This is a genomic window from Kosakonia sp. PSU_27 (assembly GCF_039409795.1).
In the GTDB taxonomy this organism is placed as follows: domain Bacteria; phylum Pseudomonadota; class Gammaproteobacteria; order Enterobacterales; family Enterobacteriaceae; genus Kosakonia.
Genome location: NZ_JBCIVK010000004.1, coordinates 401977 through 425072 on the forward strand (window position 1 = coordinate 401977; position 23096 = coordinate 425072).

21 protein-coding genes and 1 tRNA gene are annotated in these 23096 nt (G+C 41.1%); 3 read left to right on the forward strand and 19 right to left on the reverse strand.

Features of this window, described 5'->3' with window-relative positions; translation table 11 throughout:
• The gene (locus AAIG26_RS12070) at positions 1–1383 is read right to left on the reverse strand and encodes a diguanylate cyclase (protein ID WP_020457302.1); all 1383 of its coding nucleotides are present in this window, start codon (positions 1381–1383) and stop codon (positions 1–3) included.
• A gap of 390 nt (positions 1384–1773) precedes the next feature.
• Here AAIG26_RS12070 and AAIG26_RS12075 point away from each other — a divergent pair, with 390 nt between their 5' ends.
• A complete protein-coding gene (locus AAIG26_RS12075) occupies positions 1774–2367 on the forward strand; it encodes a hypothetical protein (RefSeq protein ID WP_343179909.1) in 594 nt (197 codons plus the stop codon).
• A 64-nt stretch (positions 2368–2431) separates the two neighbouring features.
• Here AAIG26_RS12075 and AAIG26_RS12080 read toward each other — a convergent pair whose 3' ends face one another.
• The 16 genes from AAIG26_RS12080 to AAIG26_RS12155 form a co-directional block, all read right to left on the reverse strand.
• Positions 2432–3433, reverse strand: coding sequence for a hypothetical protein (locus AAIG26_RS12080; protein ID WP_343179910.1), 1002 nt, complete (start codon positions 3431–3433; stop codon positions 2432–2434).
• A gap of 16 nt (positions 3434–3449) precedes the next feature.
• Positions 3450–4376 (reverse strand): ACP S-malonyltransferase, encoded by a 927-nt coding sequence (locus tag AAIG26_RS12085; RefSeq protein WP_343179911.1) that lies wholly within the window; start codon positions 4374–4376, stop codon positions 3450–3452.
• 11 nt (positions 4377–4387) lie between these two features.
• On the reverse strand, positions 4388–5755 hold the full coding sequence (locus AAIG26_RS12090; RefSeq protein WP_343179912.1) for a hypothetical protein: 1368 nt from the start codon (positions 5753–5755) through the stop codon (positions 4388–4390).
• 17 nt (positions 5756–5772) lie between these two features.
• Positions 5773–6510, reverse strand: coding sequence for an outer membrane lipoprotein-sorting protein (locus AAIG26_RS12095; protein WP_343180330.1), 738 nt, complete (start codon positions 6508–6510; stop codon positions 5773–5775).
• 56 nt (positions 6511–6566) lie between these two features.
• The gene (locus tag AAIG26_RS12100; RefSeq protein ID WP_343179913.1) at positions 6567–7871 is read right to left on the reverse strand and encodes an ABC transporter permease; all 1305 of its coding nucleotides are present in this window, start codon (positions 7869–7871) and stop codon (positions 6567–6569) included.
• A gap of 6 nt (positions 7872–7877) precedes the next feature.
• On the reverse strand, positions 7878–8534 hold the full coding sequence (locus AAIG26_RS12105; protein WP_343179914.1) for a hypothetical protein: 657 nt from the start codon (positions 8532–8534) through the stop codon (positions 7878–7880).
• Positions 8518–9225, reverse strand: a complete 708-nt coding sequence (locus AAIG26_RS12110) for an ABC transporter ATP-binding protein (protein WP_044489609.1) — start codon at positions 9223–9225, stop codon at positions 8518–8520. The genes AAIG26_RS12105 and AAIG26_RS12110 overlap by 17 nt, the downstream gene beginning before the upstream one ends.
• Positions 9226–9228: 3 nt before the next feature.
• Positions 9229–10218, reverse strand: a complete 990-nt coding sequence (locus tag AAIG26_RS12115; RefSeq protein ID WP_343179915.1) for an ATP-binding protein — start codon at positions 10216–10218, stop codon at positions 9229–9231.
• Between the two features lie 11 nt (positions 10219–10229).
• Positions 10230–11441 (reverse strand): beta-ketoacyl synthase, encoded by a 1212-nt coding sequence (locus AAIG26_RS12120; RefSeq protein WP_343179916.1) that lies wholly within the window; start codon positions 11439–11441, stop codon positions 10230–10232.
• Between the two features lie 4 nt (positions 11442–11445).
• Positions 11446–14004 (reverse strand): beta-ketoacyl-[acyl-carrier-protein] synthase family protein, encoded by a 2559-nt coding sequence (locus AAIG26_RS12125; protein ID WP_343179917.1) that lies wholly within the window; start codon positions 14002–14004, stop codon positions 11446–11448.
• Positions 14005–14105: 101 nt separating this feature from the next.
• Positions 14106–15266 (reverse strand): aminomethyltransferase family protein, encoded by a 1161-nt coding sequence (locus tag AAIG26_RS12130; protein WP_343179918.1) that lies wholly within the window; start codon positions 15264–15266, stop codon positions 14106–14108.
• A 30-nt stretch (positions 15267–15296) separates the two neighbouring features.
• On the reverse strand, positions 15297–15578 hold the full coding sequence (locus tag AAIG26_RS12135; protein ID WP_020457289.1) for a phosphopantetheine-binding protein: 282 nt from the start codon (positions 15576–15578) through the stop codon (positions 15297–15299).
• Between the two features lie 3 nt (positions 15579–15581).
• Positions 15582–16148, reverse strand: a complete 567-nt coding sequence (locus AAIG26_RS12140; RefSeq protein WP_343179920.1) for a 3-hydroxyacyl-ACP dehydratase FabZ family protein — start codon at positions 16146–16148, stop codon at positions 15582–15584.
• Between the two features lie 3 nt (positions 16149–16151).
• Positions 16152–16907 carry an SDR family NAD(P)-dependent oxidoreductase gene (locus AAIG26_RS12145; protein ID WP_343180331.1) on the reverse strand — a complete coding sequence of 252 codons (756 nt, stop codon included), beginning with the start codon at positions 16905–16907 and terminating at the stop codon, positions 16152–16154.
• A complete protein-coding gene (gene acpS / locus AAIG26_RS12150; RefSeq protein ID WP_045507240.1) occupies positions 16900–17292 on the reverse strand; it encodes a holo-ACP synthase in 393 nt (130 codons plus the stop codon). Before acpS ends, AAIG26_RS12145 begins: the two co-directional genes overlap by 8 nt.
• A 19-nt stretch (positions 17293–17311) precedes the next feature.
• Entirely contained in the window at positions 17312–18955 is a 1644-nt protein-coding gene (locus AAIG26_RS12155; RefSeq protein ID WP_343179922.1) for a ShlB/FhaC/HecB family hemolysin secretion/activation protein, read from the reverse strand.
• Between the two features lie 660 nt (positions 18956–19615).
• Here AAIG26_RS12155 and AAIG26_RS12160 point away from each other — a divergent pair.
• Both AAIG26_RS12160 and AAIG26_RS12165 read left to right on the forward strand, forming a co-directional pair.
• The gene (locus AAIG26_RS12160; RefSeq protein ID WP_343179923.1) at positions 19616–20473 is read left to right on the forward strand and encodes a transcriptional regulator; all 858 of its coding nucleotides are present in this window, start codon (positions 19616–19618) and stop codon (positions 20471–20473) included.
• Complete coding sequence (locus AAIG26_RS12165; protein WP_343179924.1) at positions 20466–20948, forward strand: hypothetical protein; 483 nt, start codon at positions 20466–20468, stop codon at positions 20946–20948. The genes AAIG26_RS12160 and AAIG26_RS12165 overlap by 8 nt, the downstream gene beginning before the upstream one ends.
• A gap of 218 nt (positions 20949–21166) precedes the next feature.
• On the opposite strand, the gene AAIG26_RS12170 is transcribed toward AAIG26_RS12165, so the two are convergent.
• Both AAIG26_RS12170 and AAIG26_RS12175 read right to left on the reverse strand, forming a co-directional pair.
• Positions 21167–21254 (reverse strand) — tRNA-Ser (locus AAIG26_RS12170).
• 134 nt (positions 21255–21388) lie between these two features.
• Complete coding sequence (locus AAIG26_RS12175) at positions 21389–23017, reverse strand: ABC transporter substrate-binding protein (protein ID WP_343179925.1); 1629 nt, start codon at positions 23015–23017, stop codon at positions 21389–21391.
• Between the last annotated feature and the right edge of the window lie 79 nt (positions 23018–23096).

A 23096-nucleotide genomic window follows, 5' to 3' on the forward strand; every position in this document is an offset into this window, starting at 1 on the left:
TCAACCAGGCTCTTTCCATAATTCGACGCGATTGCGACCCTTATTTTTTGCAATATAGAGCGCCTCATCAGCGACCTGAATTAAACGTTCGTAATCAGGGTGACCACTATACATTGCCGCCCCGATAGAGAGAGACAATGCAATATTATCCCCAGAAGGCGAAACAACCGTGATCTTTTCAACACGGCTACGGATGCGCTCAGCAATACGCAAAGTATCAAACTCCGTCGCCTCGGTTAAAATAATGACAAACTCATCACCACCGTAACGAAAAACATAATCACTGCTGCGCACATTATCATAGAAAGCGCTGGAGACTTTGCGTAAAATCTCATCGCCAGTATGATGCCCCCATGTATCGTTAATCTGTTTAAACTTATCAACGTCAATAATTAATACAGACAACGGTGTATTCATGCGCTTGGCATGTGCAATTTCGCGTTTAAATATCGTGGGCAAGAAGCGTCGATTAAGAAGTTTAGTTAGCACATCCATTCCGACTTCATGCCGGGAAACTTCCTCAAACAACTCACGTAACATGGTAATAATCTGCGAAACGGTGTTTCTTATTTGAATTAAAAATTTTATGCGCAGTGTTCGGTTACTTAATGCTCTGGGTGTATTGCGCGTATTGCGGAATACTTCATCCAGGTCCTGAATGAGGCGTGAGATATGTCCCACTTCGGCAATACCGCTAAAATAGTGGCGGCCTTTATGGTTAAACCACAGGCCAAAGTCTGACTGACTGAAAGTCAGGCTATTACCCAAATCAGCATCCAAAATGATTTTGTAGATAAGATCAATTTCCCAGCTTAGCAACGCAGCGGTCTGACGTTCCTTCTCTTCTTCTGCGTTCTCAAGCAAAGTGAATATGCGATAATTCTCATCTTCTTTCGCAGAATTGTGTTCAGTAAAGGTAAAAGCTCGTGACATCACTTCCATGGCAAGATCAATACTGTTAATGGCGTAATGGTAAACTTCAAGTTTCTCTGCTGGGCTGTGAGTTGACGAATTGATCACCGGAAAGAGTATTTTTTTAAGAACCCGGAAGCCCATTTCGACGATTTCAACCGAAATACCAATGCGCGCATGTATGGAAGCAACGTGTTGCTGAACGGCGATAACCTTATCGATATCATCGACCTGGCAAGTCAACACATCGATAATCCACGTCTCCAGCGCACTTTTAAGGCGTCTTTCTACTTGATCATTGGAAAGGAACTCCTCCGCATGAGGGTCAATCAGAACGATACGGTAGAATTCCTGGCTCAGAATATGCGCATGCGTTTTGCCAACTTCTGCAACTAAAAAACGAATACGTTCATCTGTTTTATCAATGAGATGAGTCCACTCGCTTTTAATCAATTTAAGATAATTTTCCATTACTTAAACCCTTACGATAGTTAACGCGCTCTCTGCTTGCCCTCATCAGTGTGCTGAATATCGCAAGCCGGAAACTCACAACAAACGTTGAATGTTCTCCAGTCTTTTTTAAAAAACGAAATAATATGTCAAGAAAAAAACGATCGACAAGATAAAAAAATAAACATTACCTGAAATGCATCACTAACATCTCAATCATTTAAAAGAACAAAATCAAGTAATGCACCCAAGAAGTATAGACTGCAAATACGCAATTACAATCCACCCTGTAACTAACCTTATCTTATTACAAGGTCTTATTTAAGATTATTTAATTACAGGTTCCTCTCCTGACTACCTATAATCCAGGAATTATCTCCCGAATTATTCAATACGATATCGAGCAAACACATGAAGATTTATACGATCAGTGACGATGTTTATTTCCAGAATGGAATTATTTCATTAGCCAAGTCGAAGGGATGGGACATAGTTGCACATGAGTTAGATTCCTCTCTTACTAACCAACTAACACCTGATGACGTCGTAATCCTTCATCTGGATGTAAAGAACAGCACCTATGCGAAAGCAATCTCACCGCTTAATAAAGTCTGTAAATTACTGGTTATTTTAGGTGCAGCGAGAGATATTGTGATTAATGATGCTGATCTGGTCATCAAATCCAGGGACTCGCTTCTTGAAATAAGTCGAGCTATTAGAGCTATGGCAAAGAAGAAAAAAGAACTTTCGATCAAAGAGAGTGACCTCAGTGATATCGAGAATATTATTCTCAAAGAATCACTAAAAGGCAAAAACATCCACCTGATAGCTAAAACACTCAATATACCGCCAAAAAGAGTTTACGCTTACCGCAACAAGGCGTGCAAAAAATTGGGAGGGAAAAAAATAAGTGACCTACTTCTGATAAGGGATAAACTACTTGAAGAATCATCAACGTTTTTCACCTCACCTACCAGTATAAGAGAACTGGATTACAGCTTTTAAAACATGCAAGCAAAAGATTATTACCGCCTGTAGTGATATTGATGCTACAGGCGGTTTATTTCTATCACCAGAGATGAGTCTGTTTGTCGATCGTCCCCCAACGGAAGTACATGTCACACGCCATCAGAAAATCCCGATGCCAAAGCGCATAAACGTGCAAATAGTTAAAGCCAATGCAAGGTAAAAAACAGATCAGAAAATAGATCTCAAACCAGATTTGCCATCCGGACCATGCCAGCAGCATACTAACGAAAATGATCCATACAAACTCTATGAGCAGTAACAGAAGAATTCTCAACCAAAAAGGTTTGTCATAGAATGCAGGCCATGGCAATGAAACTGAAAAGTAAAAATCAATTTCTTTTAAAAACAGCCTACCGAGAAAGATATAACGTTTCGACAACAGTGTAAAAAGCAGATTCATCGTCAAAACAATACAACACGCAATAAACATTGCGATCACTACCCTGGCAGAGAAAACGCCTGCCCGCTGCGAAAAATCCGCCTCATGTTTCAAAGGCGAAATCGTCAGCAAATTTAAAGCGACACCAAGTAAAAGATAGGCAAAAATATAGCGATAAAGGTGTCTATACTTCACCTTTTTAACCGCTGCTGTTGCTACCTGCTTAATATAACTGGTCCTTAAGTTCCGAAACACACCGTAAATAAAAATCGGTGAAATTGCCAGCAAAGGAATCAGTACATACATTGCTGGATGAACTAAAAAACTGCTCCATATGATTAACCAAAAAACGACAGTAAATAAAATACTGGCAATAAATGGGTGAGAAAACGATGCTTCTGTTTTGCTAAGTTTACTCCCAGAAAAAAAAGAAAAGTCAATTGCTTTTGTAACGCATTTGTATGCCCAAAAAGCTTTAAGTTCATAAATTGAGTTAAAGAATAAAATACCTATAATACCGCTGAGATAATAAGTGTCATTCTGATTAAACTTATAGCCATTATTTTTCCAATAAAAACCAATCATAATAAAAACGACAACGAAGAGAAACGGCAGTATTTTTTTGTCCTGAATGCGTATAAATTTGAGATAGTCTGGAATCACAATAGCACCATTATATTTAAAATAATCCCCTGCAATGCAATGTCATCTCAGGTTTAAAGTTTACAAAATCCATTAATACTTTCCCAAGATAAGCTTTATTGCTAATTTCGATAAATAAGGTCGGTCTTTTATTTCCTAAAAAAAGCGACATGGAATCCGCCCATTTAACAGTATGTGTCAAATGCAAGGAGAGGTTTTCTTTGATCTTTACTGGTTCAGTTTCTGCCCTCCCCGTCACATTCATGACGACATCGTGCTGGGGTGGGCAAATTTCAGCGTCAGACAGATATTTGCGCATTAAGGGTACGCCTTCGGCCATCAAACGCGTGTGCCAGGCACCGCTTACGCCAAGCTTCACAGGCTCATGGCCAGCAGCACGGAGCTGACGTGAGAACTCATTAAGAGCATCTATCGTTCCGCCAACCACTTGCTGCCGGTGGCTATTATCACAACTGATATCGATTGGTAGCTCAGATTCATTAATCATTTGACTGAGAGCGGTATTATCTATGCCTTTTACCGCCAACATATAGCCTTTGTATTTTTTACTAACCTCATCCATCACCTGCGAACGAAGATGGATCAGGCGGAACAAATTTTCCAGTGTTACTGCTCCGGCAGCATAAAGAGCGCTATATTCTCCGACACTATGCCCGCATGAACCTGTAACGCGCATGTCCCCAAGTTTGTCTTTACAAAGGGTGTAGAGCGTTATATTCATCGCGGTTACAGCAATTTGTTGCACCGTAGTCTGTATCAAGCGATTCATTGGTCCTTTTAGACATAATCGCCTAATATCCATACCCGAAATATCACTGGCGCAATCCCAGATAGCACATGTTGTTTGATTTATATTCCATAAATCTGCCCCCATACCGATAACAGGATTACCCTGGCCAGCAAAAAGAAAAACAACAGGCTGTGAAGTCTTATTTAAATCCATAGATAATATCCTTATAAATGATATTCAAACCCCAGATACAAACCAATCGTTCTACCAAAGTGGGAGAATTCAGCATCTCTTGAGCCAAATGCTGAAAACATACCAGCATAACCTTCCACTTTTCCGTCAAAATAATTAAGCGGTGTTGAGTAGTGCACACCTACTAACGAACTGTAATCCATCATATTGGTAATAATATAAGGTTGCAGGCTAGAGCCACCTTTGAATGCTAAACTTGCATACGCATTAATGTAGTGTTTTCCCTGTAGGTTTCCTTTATTTGCAACATTACTAATTTCTGCCCCCATAAGGTATTTATACGCGTCAAACACCTGATCTAATACAGCATACTGATTTTTGGTATTGAGGTAATCGACAAAATTCATTTGCTGGTACCACTCACGTGCAGAATATCCTTCGCTTTGAAAGTAGTATTCCATGCCAAACAAACTAAAGTTATCGGTTGTGTACTGCCCCCCTATCGCCAGCTCAATACCCTGTTTATTTTCGGTGGCATAGAGCGAAGAAGGGAAAGCGTAATTTTGCACCGCAGCAGCCCTTTGCTGTGAAAAATGCCGCCATTGCTGGGATGAGTGCAAGGCAATCTCGGCATTGATAATCCATTGTGGTGTGTAATTAAAGCTGTCAGCTAAAGCAACAGAGCGAGATTCTCCTGACATCACATTAATTGACGGCGTATGATTTTTAAGACGATATTCTGTATAACTTAACAGATAGCGTTCACTGGAATTAGAGCGTTGATCAGCAGACCAATTGCCTGACGACTCATAGCGCTTATTTATTCGTGCTAATCGAGGTGCGACAGTGAAAGCCAGACCGTAATCCCTTGTATCATGAATAAGGCTCGCTCCCCAAAATGATTCAGCATAAACCGATTTCATTGCCGGAGTATAAAGGCGGTCATTTTTGAATCCCGCATAGTAATTAGTTAGCAGAGCCGATGGCGATTTAAGAAAGAAAATACCCGGTTTATCTCTGAGCTTACCGACTTCCAGACGAATGTTGTCAGAGGCTATAAACGTAAGTTTAACCTGATTAAGTAGCATTCGTGAACGATGGTTATCCTTATCAAACTTACCAGGCGCTTGCCATGGATAATAAGTTAATCCATAAAGTGATAGATCTAAATTAAGCCGTTCCTCAATAAGCGAACAATCACTGCTGAATTTCACACCTGCGCTATTATTAACATTATCTTTTACATAGGCGTTCTTACCTTCAATATTCCATATCGATGGTTTCTTTTTTGTATAAGAGCCTTGTAACGATAGCGTGACATCAGCATTTTTTTGTATATCTGAACCAGAAAGACAATTTGCAAAGAGACTAACAGGTAACAATATTAATGACAAAGTCACCAGATTTATGCGGCAACTCACTTAACACCTCGCTGGATATATTCCCGGGTAAAGTTAGATTCCGGTAAAGACTCGAACCTGACATCGTTGTACTCCATAACAGAATAACCTTTACTATGCTTTGCATCTCGCACAATGATTTTCATTGGTCGCATTTCCCCCAGTACCATTTGAAAATTTTGGTACTGGACTGTTTTAAGCAGTCTATCGTCCATCGAATAATAAGATGCCTGATATGGGTGATAATTATCTTTTTCAACCAGATAGATAATTTTTGGGTATGTCACTGCATCCGATTTACGCAGTAAGACGAGTTCGTAGCAGATCGATTCCCCGCAGGGCCTATCTCCCGTCAGCGTTGCGCTATAGGAATATTCAAAGTTGGTCACGATTACGTCACCATTTGAAATCTGTCCGACCAATCTTTGTTCTCTCGATATAGGTATAGGACGTCGAAGGGTTGGCGTATAAAACCAAAGATCATACCAATCAGATAGCATGATATTACCCTTATCCCTTGGCGGATAAATAAACCGAGCTAATGAGCGAGCATCAGCCGGCATTCCTTTTTCAGGCTTCATAAATCGCATCGAGATATCAAGGATCTGTTTATTTTCTTCTTTTTCTACACCATCTTTGTACTCAAGCACTGTAACGGTATATCGAAAAGGTTTATTGGGTGAGCGAATTTCGTCAGCTCGCCGAATAATATCCAGCGCACCGACCGCAGCTATCGCACTGGCATTTGCCATCATAAAAATAACAGACACAATAATGGTTCGAAAACTAGCGGCACCAATCATACTCAGCCTTAAGAAAATTTAAATGCATCTGATATATTTAACCGGGATGCACGCAACGCAGGTAATATTGACGCTAACGAGGAGGTTAGTACAGGTAATACAAACGTTAGCCATATCAACCCGGCGTTATTAGTTTTAATGAAAGCAGTATAACCTTGCGTTTGCCCAGGAGAGGGAGGCATGGCAATACCATGTAGATTAATGATACCTGCTAGAATAAAGCCGATGGCAAGACTACCTATCGCACCGAGGATCCCAATATATATGCCTTCCAGCAGGAATAACCGCGAAACATGAAATGGCTGTAAACCTATAGCCCGTAGCGTGGTGATTTCTCGTGTACGCTCTATAATATTCATCGTCATCGCATTACTAATCATAAATATTACGATAAGGACCACGATGAGCTTAATGAAGAAATAAATACCAGAGAGTAATCCCTCCACTTGCTGATAAAAAATAGAAGTATCTTTCCAACTTTTAACGATCAATGGCAAATGATGTTCATCAATAAAATGCCGCAAATTTTTAATAAAAAGATCTGTATTATCTTTTTTAAGCAAGATTAATACTTTACTTACACCATCTGTACCCATCAATTTTTGTGCTGTCGCCAAAGGCATTTTCATCGCAACATCATCATAATCTTTAATTCCTGAGGAAAAGATGCCACGTAATTTCAATGAAAGTGCGCCCTGACCGCCATGGGTGTTGACTGTCATTATATCAAGCCAGTCACCGTAATTCGCATTTAGCGTTGCGGCAAGTCCTTCCCCGAGGGTAACTTCATTGGTTTTCACTCGCGATAAATCACTCCCAGAAATAATTTTATCGAATGAACCGAGCTTTAATGATGGCAACGGTTCCACACCAAACCCTGAAAAAAAACTGGAGGTTTCATTTTCGTATTGTGATACAACGCCGCTAAACTCCAGTTGTCCTGAAATAGTTGAAATATCATCAGTTAACCCATGATCGCTGAGGATTTCTTTTTTCAGGTTTGCATAATCTGCAATCAGGCTGCGGCTTTTATTAGATGTCTCAAAATATTTTGGATTATAGATCTGTACGTGTCCGATATTTGTTCGAATCGTCTGTTCCTTCAAAATCCAAAAAGAATAGTCAATAAATCCACCATATAAAAAAATAGACACGCCACCCAGCATTATGGCAATCATTGTTGAAAGTGTTCTTTTTTTATGCCGGAACAAATTCAAAAAAGAGAACTTTGCATCTCTGAATTTAAAAAACAGACAATAAAGGACAAAACAGATTATCACAACAACAGCTATATTCATTAAAGGCATATGCATGGAGATCTACTCACCTTTGAGTAATGGAATAACAACCTGGGTAACTTCATTCATATCCCACTCTGGTTCAGCGTGGAATTTAGTATTCAGGTACTTCGCATCCCCAGAACTTTTCGCCTTTATTTTTTTCATTAGCAATTCAGCCTGCTGAGGCTGATTGCAACTTACCAGGGCTCTATAACGCATATATTCGATATGATTTACAATATCTTGGTCGAAAACATTTTTTCCTTTTAATAACTGCTCGGTATCATCGAGTGTTATCACGCAACGTCCTATGACAGCAGGTAAATACGCGTCGATGCGCGCGCGTAGATATCTAATACGGGGATTTTCTTCATGTGTATCTACTGCTTCATCAAGATAAAAAAAGCCCGTTTTCGCATATTCCGAAGCATGGATAAAATCATTAACAGCCGAAAAATGATTCGCCTGGCGTAACATTCCGTAGGAATAAAAAATCTGCGATGTAACGTTCTTCGTTTTTTCAAACTCCTGAAAAAGCGCCTGTGTCGTTTTCGCTAACGCATCGGATTGCTCAGGAAGGCCGTGCTGTATCACTTTATCGACCTCCGGAGCAGTCATCGCATCAACACTATTCGCTACCACCGTACAGGCCAACCCCACCCAGAGTGGCCAATAATACTTATGCACCTGAGCCATGTACTAACACTCCATCTTTAATTTCAATTACCCTCCCGGCCCTGTCTCTAAGCTGGGTTGAATGCGTGGAAATAACAAATGTGGTGCCGGTCTGCTGATTTATTTTCATTAACAAATCTAAAATGGCTTCCCCTGTTGTTAAGTCCAGATTGCCGGTCGGTTCATCGGCGACGACGACTTTGGGATCATGCGCAAGCGCGCGGGCGATCGCAACGCGCTGCTGCTGCCCTCCCGATAACTGACCAGGTTTTCGATCAACTAAATGGCCGAGCCCCACGCTGTCCAGGAAATGTAAAGCGCGCTCTTTTGCTTCTTTCTTATTGAAATGTGCATTCAGAATAAGTGGATAAAAAACGTTATCAAAAACACTGAGTACCGGAATGAGGTTAAAAAACTGGAAAATAAATCCTAAGTACTTGCTTCGTACATACGCCAACTGTTTTTCGGGCATTTCATTAAGAACATGATTAAGAAACATGACAGTCCCCCCGGATGGCGTATCGATGCCAGAAAGGATATTGAGCAACGTGCTTTTCCCACTACCGGAAGGCCCACACAGCGCCACAAACTCACCTTTATTAATTTCAAGGTTAATATTTTTAAGCGCATCAACCTTATTTTCACCAGAACCAAAATGCTTATAAATATCCTGCATAAATATTGCTGGAACTTCTTTTATTGTGTTGCTCATCAATCACAACTCCGCCGAAAAGCAGGTATCAAAATAGCTATACCCGCCGAAATTATCAGCTAATATTGTGCGCATCTTTTTTGAAATACCCTTGTTATTTAGTAGATATTCCCAACTCAGCGCAGGTGTAAGACAACCACTCGCCCCATAAATATCGTTCAGATCGATAAAATCAATGCCAGTTTGCTGCGTTACTCGCATGATATTATCTTTCCTGGCCGAAAAGGTAAGCAAATCACCTTCCGACAGGTCCTTCATCATCTCACGTTGAATGTCATCAAGATTATTGTTAGCAGCATAATTACCGCAACTCACTCTTAGTGCACTTTCGCGCAAACTAAAAATAAAACATCCTGTCCGTTCGACAGAGAGTTGCATGCCATTTTTTTGCTTCGATTTGGCGCCACCTTTCATACCAAAGATATCTTCATCCGAAAAAACCAATACAGGGATCGCTCTGTATGCTCCGCATATCACGACAAAATCGAAAACTTTCCAGTGTAGATAATCTTGTGCCAGTTGCATTGCCTGTACTAATGCAAATTTCTCCCCACGAACTTTGCAAGTTACGTTTTTGATAGAGAATTTCTTTAATATATTTTTAGGCAACGTATCAATAATCGAAGTATGCAGCGCGCTGGTAATATTTTCAAAAACAGAGGATTCTCCCCATGCATCAATATAAATAAAAGCAGTACGCGACTTAAGCAATAACATACGATCTCTTGGGGTCATCTGTTGTAATGCAACATCAGCAGCTTGCTCCATGGATTCTATATAATCCATATAACGCGGTTTACGTATCATTTCCCGCGCATAAGTTTCTTTATCAGTGCCGAATCGCTTAAACGCCCAGCCGCTTGCGGAAGTAGATTTAAGAGCCTGATTATACAAGTGCGATTCCCAGGCATTTAACCAGTGAGGTGCATAAAAATAGAACTTATCGTCTGGTTCCAGAAGTGAAAATGACGACAGATATATCTCATTTTTCATATCTACTAATCTCAAACACGGGTATCTGACATGACAACACCGATAATTGACCCATCAACACCAAGGCCCGTCTTCAGCAAATGTTTTTTTTCATGTTTAATGGCGCCGATGTCCGTCAACAGCTGACTTGCTATCTCTTCAATAATGTCATCGTTACTTACCGGAGTAAGTAATTCGCCTTGGCGGAGGGAGTGTTCACCAATAATCAAATCGACGATCCCTGAACCTGTTGTGGTGTAACCCAGTTGTCCTTTATAAGCGAGAACAGGAACAGGTTGCTTCTCTGAAAGCATTGCGATTGCTTTGGCTTCTGCCTTATCACTGTTTGACGAACCATTGCCATGAGGAATAATTGCGCATAAATCACCGGGACCAATATTTGCTTCATCTAATATTTTACTGATTACTTTAATAATATTAGAGCTTAACCAGGCTGAATCATTACTGCGGCTCGCGCTAATTTGCGCATATGCAGATTTGAGCCGCACCCCACCGTTTAATCCTCTGGCCTGCCGATGTTTTTTGCTCTCGAGTAATATGACGCCGAATCCCTCTGAAAATAAAACTGATCTGCTGTTTTGACCAAATGGCTGTACTGATTCGCTATCAAGCATTGATTGGTTTTCAAGAAACCAGATATCCTGCGTTTTAATTTTTGAACAATTAATTACGCAAACAAGATCTGCCCCGTCATTATCAATCGCCTGGCAACCAAGATGAACCGCAGTTAATGATGAATTACTTGTGCAATGTAAATTAGGCGGAAGATAGTTTAATCCATATTTATGCGCAATATTATAGGAAAGTTCGTCCTGCGACATATTTTTAGCATGAAGACGACTTATTGATGGTGAACATTTTAGATCCTCAACATCATTATGGTCATAAAAGGATTTATAGTCTATGCCATCAACACGTGGCCCTAACCCGGTTAAATATACCCTTACCCTTTCACCTGTAAGCGCGCTTTTGTCAAGATTAGCCCGTGCCAGTGCATCATCGATTAATCGATATAGTAACGCTAATGGGCTATCATCTCTTTGCTCCAGCTTTGCGACGCGCTTATTCGCTTTAAACCCACATTTCAGCGCTACTTCTTCAGAAGCAAACCAATAAGTTTCATTAACACGCTTACCAGCACGAAGATTATTTATTAATTCATTATAATTTTCAGCAAAGGGTAAATGTAGACTGTAGCCTGCAATGATAGCCGCATTATCCATTGCACTATTCCTTAATCACAAATGCATAATAGTTTCCACCTTCGGTTGCCCCAACCAGCAACACATGCTTAAGCGTTAAATTTTGAGGACTCCGTACGAAGTTTATACGTGAGTCGTAGAACGCTTGCGTATAAGGAATGGCCGGCACTGATTGCTTTTTAATACAATCAATGACAACTAAAAGATTGAGCAACCCGGCAGATGAAGCAACGAACCCGAAATAAGCGTTATAGTTAACGACCGGAACCCGTGGATTCTCTTTCTGGAAGACGCTGTAGATAGCGTCGATTTCAATTTGCGAATTTTCTTTACTGCCATTACTGGTGCCGCAAACCAAATCGATATCTGCTGCACTGACACCGGCATCATCAAGTGCGCGCTCAATTGCCAGAGACATTGCTGACGATTTTTCACTCAATAGCGATGCATCAAAGTAGCTATTACTGCTGGATTTACCGTAGCCAGCAATTTCTGCCATCACCTCGGCACCACGCGCAACTGCCGCATCCGGGTCTTCCAGTAATAACATGCACGCACCTTCGCCGGGAATGAATCCCTTTGGCTCCTCGCCATAGATTTGATAATCATTGACATCAGAAGTCATATGGATTTTCTGTGTTAGCGCATCCATATAAAGAGACAGTGAGGGGAAATATTCATCAGCGCCGCCCACTATCACATGGGGTTGCAGGTTTTGCCGGATAATCTCATAGCCGTAAGTTAATGCGCCGAGCGCCGCATTCTCGCCGGTAGCAAGTGTGGTGGTATAGCCTTTAACGCCTTCAGAAATGCCGCAGAAAGTGGCGATCGAATTCATTAGCGAGCCAGGAAACTCTGAGGTGCTGACTTTCCGCGGATCGGGTTTCAGACTCTGCAAATATTTATAGGTTGTCTCCTGAGGGCCACGAGACATCCCCATGATCATGCCGAGCTCTTCGCCATCACGCTTTATTTTACGTTTCGCCATATTCAACGATTCAGACAGCGCAACAAGCGCAAACGTCCCGCCACGCGTTGCCTTTCGTGCATCAAAACGGCGCAGATGTTTACGCGGCTCCAGCCCCATTATCTGAAAGGTTTTAAAATCCGGCTCCTGTTCCGGAAACGTTCCGGTGCTCATGGCAGCTTCATCGCCAAAAATTTCTTCGAGTTGATTTGTGGCAACCAGCACTCTCAGTAATTCCCGCGCTTCTGCCAGGGTGTCATCAGGAAACGTGACACCACCTAACACGGGTACGTGATTTTTTTGCCAGACATTGTGCAAAATATCATTAACCGTGTGACCAATCGCCGTTACGGCCCCTACGCCAGTAATAGCCACACGCTTACTGTCATATTGACTGACCGGCACTGTCCCTGGTTTTGTACTCACCACCATGCAGCAGTTATTTCCACCAAATGCATAGTTATTTTTCATAAAAATATTAATTTCTTTTTCTCGAAACTCATTAGCGACATAGTCCAGGTCGCAATTTGGGCGCGCAATTGAGAAGTTGAGAGTCGGTAAAACTTTATTTTCAGGCAGCGTTACCAGACAAGCGATAAGCTCAACAATGCCTGCAGCGCCAATGTTATGGCCGAAATAAGATTTTGTTGAACTGACAAGCAAATGATCGTTATCAGGAAACACTTTCTTCATCGCCAGCGTTTCAATACGGTCATTCGCTTCTGTACCCGTACCGTGTGCATTGACGTAATCAATTTGTTCCGGTTTTACACCAGCATTCTCCATGGCTTTAAGCATGACCTGTACCGCGCCACTGGCTCGCGGGTCCGGCCCCGTTTCGTGGTAGGCATCGCAGGAGGTTGCGTAAGAGAGAATTTCACCGTAAATTTTGGCTCCGCGTGCGATAGCGTGTTCATAATCCTCCAGTACCATCGCACCGGCACCTTCACCGATAGACATGCCGGACTGACCTGAAAAGGGAGTGCAGGTGTCAGGATGCATCACGTTCAATGCGTAAAACCCAGCAAACGTTGGCAGGTAGATAGGTTCTGTACCGACAGCCAGCATGGTCTTACTTTTACCATTTTGGATATAGTCAAAAGCCATACCGATCGCGTTAGGGCTGGCTGTACAGGCCGTTGCCACCAACTCCCCGCCACCTTTGAGACCTAAGAGTGTCGAAACACTTGAGCAGCAGGAAGAAAATCCCCCCGAATAAATAGCCTTGCGGAGCGAGAAATCATCCATTCTCTGCTCAAAAATTGGCAGAAACGCTTCAGTTCCGGCGGAAGAAACGCCGACAATTAATCCTGTCTCATCAAGGCAGGCTTTATTACCAATAAGCCCGGCCTGAGTCAGCGCATCCTTGCCCACTTTGTATGCCCATAATGCAGCGTTATCCAAAGAGTGGATAATATTTTCAGGAAGCTCTGAATAATCTATTTCCTGAAGGACTTCAGCTGCACGGGCGTTTTCAAACCACGTTGCAAACCGCTCACTGTTGCCGACACCATTTTTTTTATCAAAGAGCGCCTGTTTAAAATCTTCAATAGTTTCGGCCAGGGATGACAAAATCCCCATACCTGTAATTACAACGCGTTTCCTGTTCGTTTTCACCGTTATCCCCCGGAGTAGAAAATCTTTGTATTCATAATAAATAGCCAAAGTAAAGCGACATATTTATACCTGTCGCCTTACTTTCGTTTTAATTATTAGAATTACACAATTCGCTTTGACTTTGACGGATCAATAAAACTATGTTCAGCCGGATTGATGAGCATACTTAAGTTATATAAAAAAGGTACGCTTTTTGTTCTCGCTGGAATATGTTTTTCTGCCGTTAAAATTTCAAACCCTGGGAGATCCGCTAAAGCATAATCATTGTCAATCAAAGCCAGCGCGATAAAAGATTGTAACGCAGGGGAAAAAGCGGATTTTACAATAACACCAACCTCTTTCCCCTCTACTAAAACTTTATCATCAGAATTAATTCCACTGCACTCTGCAGTCGGGAGCATACCAATGAGTTTACGCTCAGCCAGATTATGGGACTGTGGCTCAATCACTGACTTGCCAATAAAATTTTCTTTATCGTATTGAATTGCCCACTGCATTTGCAACTCAATCGGGTTTTGGCTATAGCCGGAAAAAAGACTTTCATCCCAGCCGGTATTCTCAAGACGAACAATATCCTGGTATTGGATGCCACCTGTTTTCAATTCGTACTTTTCACCAATTGAAAGGATGGTTTCCCATAATTTTACCAGGGAAGACTCCTGGCCAATGGCCATATACGCAAATTCGCCATGCTTACCACAGCGGAAAATAATCAGGTCATCGGCCTCATTAATGTACTCAAAGTAAGGTAAGCCAATAATGTCGTAGCCATATATTTCTGACATAACTTCCCAGGAGTAAGGCCCTTCCAGCATAATAGCGCCCCAACCGCTATCTGCCATAGACTTAATCTCCGGGCGTTCAACAATATCGTGTGCTTCATCGCTCTCTAAAATTGATGTAAGGCGCTCAATTAACTCCGGTGCCGGGATGTTTTCTGAAAGGATGTAATAACCGTCCGGGGTACAGAGAACATATATGTCCCCGCGGATGGTACCATCCTCATTTAATACCAACGAATAGATACCTTGCTCATCGCGAATAATTGAGATATCAGCTGAGGCCATATGATTTACCAAAGCCCATGCATCATCTCCCATTACGCTAACGATAGCCATATGAGAATAATCGACAAGCAGTGCATTTTCTCTGACTGCTTTATATTCAATGGCGAGATCATGATATGCTACAGGAACTGTGCGCTTATTATAAATGCCCATCCTGGCATTGTTTTCCAAATGCAAGTCATTAAGAGACTTCATAAAACCTCTTCAGGTAAATTGTTCAAAAAGTCAGGCACGTTTTTTTGTAATAACAAATGTTGCCAAATTATTAATGCTACGCATATAAGAAGGATCGTCTCCTTCACTTACTTGTATATCAAAGACCTTATCAAGCAAAACAATAATTTCGGTCGCGTCTACTGAATCCAACTTTAAGCCGTTACCAAATAATGGCGTATCGTCATCAATTTGCGTTTCATCTCGTTGAATATTCAATCGTTGGATGATTTCCGTTTTAATTGTGAAAAGTACATCTTTACGCTCCTGGATATTATCATGCATAGTTGTCATTGCTTATGTTCCATTAATGGTATATTTCGCTTCACGGTAGTTAATTATTGTTCCTTGGCTAATCATTTTTTTACCAACGTTAGCCGTCACGGAATAGTGCATAAACCCAGTTGGATCTGAAAACGCCAACTTGCTTGTAACCTCAATCGTATCGCCTGGATAAGCAATATCTTTAAACTTTAAATTCTGTGCTGCTAATACGCCGCGCACTTGTGAGCGCCTTGCCCTGATAATATCCAACAATTCTTGCTGATGGATCTTCGCATAAATATCTCGTAAGTTTTTCATTTCAAGGCCAAACTTTTCAAAATAAATATCGCATACATCAGTAATAAATGAAAAATACTCACTTGCCTGACCAAATATCTCTGCAATGAGAACACCGGGCATGATAGGGTCATCAGGAAAGTGGCCAAGTAAATAGGGTTCGTTATATGTAATATGTTTTACGATCTGCACATACCCATTTTCCCCATATTTATAATCATCTATTCTGTCGACCATTAGTAAGGGCTGTCGCCACCCGCCCATCTCAAGAAAAATTTTAGAAGGAATAGAATATCTGGACATAAATCACCGCATTACCAGACCGCCATCGATCACGATGGTCTGGCCAACAATATAACTGGCAGCAGAAGAACTTAAAAAAACAATTGTATTCGCCACTTCCTGACACTTTCCTAGACGCTTCAAAGGGATTGAGTTCGTTACCTCGCGCACTACAGTACGAGAAACTTTCTTTACCATCCTCGATTCAATCATTCCAGGAGCAACGGCATTCACTCGCACACCCCGAGGAGCTAATTCTGCGGCTAATGTTCTGGTAAAACCGAGCAAAGCGCCTTTTGAAGCACTGTAATTAACCTGGCCTATACTTGGAATTACTGCTGCTATAGAAGAAACATTGATAATCGCTGGAGTTTCAGAACATCGCAGCAGCATTAAAGCTTCTTTCGTTAATCTGAAAGTGCTCAGCATATTTGTATCAATAACAGTACTAAAATCCTCAAAAGTCATTGAGGCAAAAAGACTGTCTTTAACAATACCTGCGTTATTCACTAATACATCAATCTTTGTGACTTTAGTATTCAAGTATTCCATTAATATAGCCACCCTTTCAGAATCAGCTATATCACATTGCAATATATTTAATCTTTGCCCTGCGGGGTTAGTTTCTTTTAAATTGTATAAACGATCCGCATTTGTATTATACAATGCATAAACTTCACACCCTTGTTCCAGAAATTTTTCGCAGATGGCAATGCCGATGTCGCCACTGGCTCCTGATATTAAAACTGTTTTGCCTTTTAGATCATTATATTTATACATTTCCATTACACGCAATTGAGTTAACAAGAGATACTGCTACGGCATGAGTGCGACAATGCGATATACTAAGTGACACATTAATAACACCGTTTTCCTTTATTACCTCACCCAATCTCCCAGTAAATAAAAAAGAGGGGCAGCCAAATTCATCATGATTTATCTCAATATCTTTAAAGCACACCCCATTCCGAAACCCACAACCAAGCGCTTTAACAATTGATTCTTTAGCGGCCCAAAATCCGGTTGCCCTTTCAAAATCCGGTTCATTTGCATTAATTTTCATTATCTCTTTTTTTGTAAATACGCGTTGTAAAAAAAACTTGCCGCCATTGTTAATCGCGTTAGTGATCCGTTCCACTTCAACGATATCAGTACCGATACTTATCCCTAAATTTATCATAAGATTACAGTTGATAAGTTACATTAAAATTAGATATAAATTGATCTTCAACGAGACCAGTCGGGTACATTAAGGGAACTGATAAAGAGATATCATACCCGAGTGATTTAACTGTTCCTTTAATCCCAAGAATTGTTCCAACTATCCTTTTCCCATCAAAAGTATTTTGTGGGTATATTTCACCAGAAATCTGACCATAATCCGCGCCTATATATAACTCAGAACTGTAATTCCCGATAAGGAAATGTAATGTATTCTGAATATAGTACCCTTTATTGCCATCCAATCCTGTGCTGGTTTCAAACCCTCTAACGTTCCAACGATTACCTATTGTAAATTGATCTTGTAATGTTAACGGCGCTGGCGAAAATTGAGCCCCCATATTCAATTCATAATAATAGTGTAAATACTCACCGTTGAACCATTTCACATAATTTGTAGTCAGATTAAAAATTTGGCTTTCCGTACTCACGTCCCCTGACACCATATCCGGTGTTTTTTCACCACCCAGCCAAGTCATAAAACGTTGCCAGCTAATGGAGGAGTCTAGTGTCGCATCCTGGAAATTTTTTTTAAAAGTTAGTCCAAGGCGCAGATTGCTCATATCTCGTTCTTGCAGTGCTAAATCTACGCCACCTAATTGATAGGTAGATTTACGCCTTAATAATTCTATATTCCCTGTTATTTTTTTATCCATGTTGCGAAAAAGAGTTCGGGTTCCTTTCAAACTAAGGTATTGATTTTTTCCTTCATAGTCTAAATCCCAATAACTCAGCCCAACACGCTGGCGAGACATACTGCTACTGTAGAAAAGTTCATAATCCCAAAAACCTACTGGTAAGCTATAAAAAGCACTGATGCTTTTATATTGACCTGTTGTACTGCTGGTACCAGCCAAATAGAAAAGATCGCCAAGCTTTGCAGAGTTGTACAAATAGCCTGAAATACCAGTAAGTATCTTTCCTGTGCTTCTGTCGCCCCAGTCGTTGTATGTCGTTCTGATATTCCATAATTTTTTACGATTAGTATTGATAACAATATCGCTACGGCCGTAGCGACTTCCAGGCACGATATTAATCTTTACATCAACGCCAGGCACCTTCTGTAAGTTTTCCAGCCCTTGCTCAATATCTCGCAGATTAAGAATATCACCTGATGTAAAAGGCAGGATCCAACTTCTGATATCGTCATTTTCAATGATCACTTTATCGATCCTTCCTGCTAAAATTTTCAGCTGTAATTTTTTTGCCTTTAAATTTTGTACAGGGATATCCACTCGTGTTGTTACATATCCAGCCTTTATATAATAATCCTGCAAATAGGTCGCAATATACTCAATACCTTTCGTCCCCAGACAACTGTTCGAGACCTCATCTTTTATATTTCGAATGGTTTTATTATCCAAAAATTCGTTTTCTAAGATAAGTTCTGATATAGGGTAACATCCTTTTTCAGAGGGTAATTCAAATTCGATAATGTTTTTGTCTTTAAGCTTAGAGAAAACATCTTTTTTATCAATCTGATTTTCCTGGGCGATGTTATTATCATTTTTTTTCTGATCTTTGGCTAGTCGTTCCAGCTGAGTATCAGCATGTACACGAATACTACACAGCAAAATGAAAGCTAAAAAGTAAAATTTGATTTTCATTACCTCTAGAAAATTAAAACTACAAGAACGGCTAACACGTATAATTATCTTCATAACAACAGCCAAAACAACTTAATTATTCTTAAAGACCAAAAAAAAACATTCATTAAAAATAAAATGTTTTTAACGTGGCGACATTATTGTCATAATGCATAATCATTAATTATGTTTTGAATTAATTAACCCTTAATATCATCAAGAACATCATTGATGCCTTCGACAACCAGTTTAGTTTCTAATATAACGCTAAAAAACCTCTTCCGTAGCGGCTTTCCCCGTCTGCCTTAAGCACCACATTATGAATCGCTACTCCATTAGCATCAAACAATCATATATCGTATAAATATATATTCTCACTATAAAAATGTATTACTCCCAATATCTTAAATGGGACCTTAAATCAACAAAGGTTAATTTAAGATATATAACAACCAACAACCAAAGATGCATCCATCTAAATATCAAGCATTTTTTAATGTAAGCATCAATAGCACCCATTATTATTCAACCTACGCTAAAATTCGCAAGAAGGCGGCATTAATTGTTGCAAAAAACATAGCAATACATCTATTGTTGTGCTGAAATTAATAACATAACATTTTAACCTATTACATACATCGCTAATAAAGGACTCAGCCTCTGGCTGCTATTGGAATATATATGTACTGGATTATCAACGACAACATAGAATTCAGACCGGGAATGAAAAGACTGTCATCGGTAAATAATCCCGAAATGAACGTTACTCTAACCTCCCCAGCCAGCCGTTGCCTTCTCTTACTGCTTGAAGCATCTCCGGATATTGTGCTGCAACAAGATTTTTTTAAGAAAGTTTGGGAAGAAGAAGGAATGTTAGTTCCAACGAATACACTCTATCAGAATATATCTATTGTTCGTCGTGGGCTGCGTGCCGTAGGTGAAACAGACAGAAGACTTATTGCAACCATTCCCCGGAAAGGTTTTCAGATAGATGACAGCGTAAAAATCTCCAGACGAAACGATAACGAACCGGCTACACCTTTTGCTATTTCTACTGCCAATTATCAAACAACTCACAACATCCCTGAAGAGCTTGATTATCCAAAGGATGATGTACTGAACGAGCAAGATCTTCATGCTGAGACAGACACTCATGCAATTAAGAAAAAGAAGTCGTTTGCAACCTCAAATGGAGTTTTTGCTGCTTCAGCCTCATTTATTGCAGGCCTGCTCGTCGTTTACCTGACATGGAACATTAGTAACGATGCTGCTTTTTTTGAAAGTTATACGTTCATTGAAAAGGAAGATGGTTGCCATTTTTACACTAAAGATGATAGCCATGACAACAATGAATATTACATGAAATATAAATCCCTTATTAAAGACTCTGGTTTGAATTGTAAAAATTACCCCTGGGTCTATTTCCCAACTTCACCTACCTCGCCATCTCTCGCTGCTTTAGTCTGCAAGAATAAATTTTCGACAACATCATCACCAGGGTGCATTTCACTTTTAATCAGGGGAGTAAACGGTGACTAAAAAAGCAATATTCTTTCTAAGCCTGTTTTTTATAAGTGTAGGGATTGTAGCGGGATTTTTTTATTACTCATTGCTTATAAAAAACAGAAGTGCTGAAAGTTGCAGTGCTTCCATGATCGTTTTTCATAAAGAAACACAAGCCAACATTACTTTCGATTTTATGTACAATACAGAGAAAAGAAATGGCATCGTTTCAGTAAGCGGAAGTTACCTTGAAAACTCTCACCCAGAAGGAACCATACGCAGAGATATATCCTTTACCTGGACCGAAAATCACGGTACCTACAATTTTCTGTCATCCGGGATAAACAAAATCGATAGTTTAGAAACCTTACCGGATAAAGTCATCGCTACTGTTTTGCCCGGTTTTTACGTTTATCCTGATAAAAGTATCACCTATTCAATCCATCCCCAGGGATCGCAAGGATTCCTTTTCACCATTGGAAAACGGCCGCTTTTCTTTTGCAGCCGTTAGAAGCGGTTAGTGAGTGTCATCAAATTTGCATGATGGGGACGACCAAACCAGTCCTCCCCTGCTTCTACTTTGAACAAAAACGGCAGAACTGATTGAGCGTCAATGGAATTCACGTATTACTCTATCCACGAACTTAGAGTAAGAGCTGAATGCAACCAACGTTGATTTTCTCGAAATAAAAAAGCCCCAGCTTACGAAGTAAGCTGGGGCTTTATATTTGGCGGAAGCGCAGAGATTCGAACTCTGGAACCCTTTCGGGTCGCCGGTTTTCAAGACCGGTGCCTTCAACCGCTCGGCCACACTTCCGGTGTGAGGCGCACTATAAACATCCTCGAGTCTCATGTAAAGCCCGGGAATGTTTGTTTGCCTGAAAAACCATCAAAACCGCGCTGTTAGATTGAAATACCAGCACAATGATCGTTTATTCAGCGCATCTCAGATCAGTGTTGCTTAATGTATAAATCTTTTGTCAGGTATACACCCAGGCTATCGGGCGCAAACCCGCCAACCCAAGGCTTCACCAGATGTGTACGAACATAGTGGTAAACCGGGATAGCGGGAACGTCCTCGCCAAGTATGTCTTCTGCTTGCTGGTAATATTTACCGCGTTCGGCAATATCCTTCGCTTTCGCTGCACTCTTCAGTGCTTCGTCATACGCCGGATTGCTATATTTACTCGTGTTTTCACTGTCGCCGGTACGGAAATTATTGAGGAAAGTGGCGGCATCAGCATAGTCTGCAATCCATGCATACCGTACCACATCGAAATTACCCGTATGCATGGTATCAAGCATGGTTTTCCACTCCTGATTTTGTAGCTTTGCATTAACACCAAGATTTTTCTGCCACATTGAACTGGCAGCAATCGCGATCCGCTGATGTGTTTCCATCGTGTTATACAGAAGGCTGAAGCTCAATGGGTGCTCATCATTGAAACCAGCTTCATTGAGAAGTTTTTTCGCTTCAGCGAGTCGTTTTTCCCTCGGCCATGACGCGTAATCTGGTGAAGCTATTTTCACACCACCAATTTCCGGCTGGCTAACTACCCATGCAGGACGCTGCCCCTGTGCCATTACCTTATCCGCGATGACATCTTTATCCAGAGCCATATTGAGTGCGCGACGTACTCGAGGATCGTTAAATGGCGGCTTAGTGGTATTAAATTCGTAATAATAAGTCGCCAGTTGCGGAGCGACATGCACCTGATCGCCTAACGTTTTCTTTAACTGCGCAAACTGGTTCACAGGAATGGTGTATGTGATATCAATCTCGTCAGCTTTATAACGGTTAATGTCCGCCGTTTCGGCATTGATAGGAAGATAAGTGACTTTATTAATCACTGTCGCTTTATTATCCCAGTAACGAGTATTGCGCTGGGCGACAATGCGTTCATTAACGACCCAATCGGTAATCTTATAGGCACCGCTCGTTACTATATGTTCCGGCTTTGTCCATTTATCACCAAATCGATTGATCAACACGCTGTCTACCGGAACCAAAGATGGGTGCGCCAGCATCGGCAGAAAGGATGCCGTGGGTTGTGTCAACGTGACTTCCAGTGTTGAATCATCTAACGCCTTCACCCCAAGCGTATCAGGTGTTTTTTTACCTTGAGCGATATCAGCAGCATTAACGATATGCATATTTCCAGGATAGCTGGCATAGGGGGATGCCGTTTTCGGATCGACTAAACGTTGCCAGCTCCAGACCACATCTTTTGCCGTGATCGCCGTACCATCCGACCATGTGATCCCCGGCCGTAAGTGGAAAATCCAGACCGTGTTATCTTTGTTTTCCCATTTTTCCGCCAGCCGGGGTTCAATGGTTCCATCTGCCTTAACAGCGACCAACCCGTCGAAAATATCGCTAATAATGTTGAACTCGACGTCACTTTCCACTTTATGTGGATCCAGCGATGCAGGCTCGCTGCCATTGTTACGCACCAACTCCTGTTTTTCAGCAAGCGTTGTTCCTGCGGGTACCGTCGCTGCAAACGCGCCAGAACATGCGCTCAGAATGCCGATAGTCAATAATGAAAGTGCAATGTGGTTACGTGTTTGTGGTTTCATGTCCTTTCGCCTTAGTAATGTACATTGTCACGACGCGATTACACTCTTAGCGCCCTAGTAGTTATATAGCAATAGATTT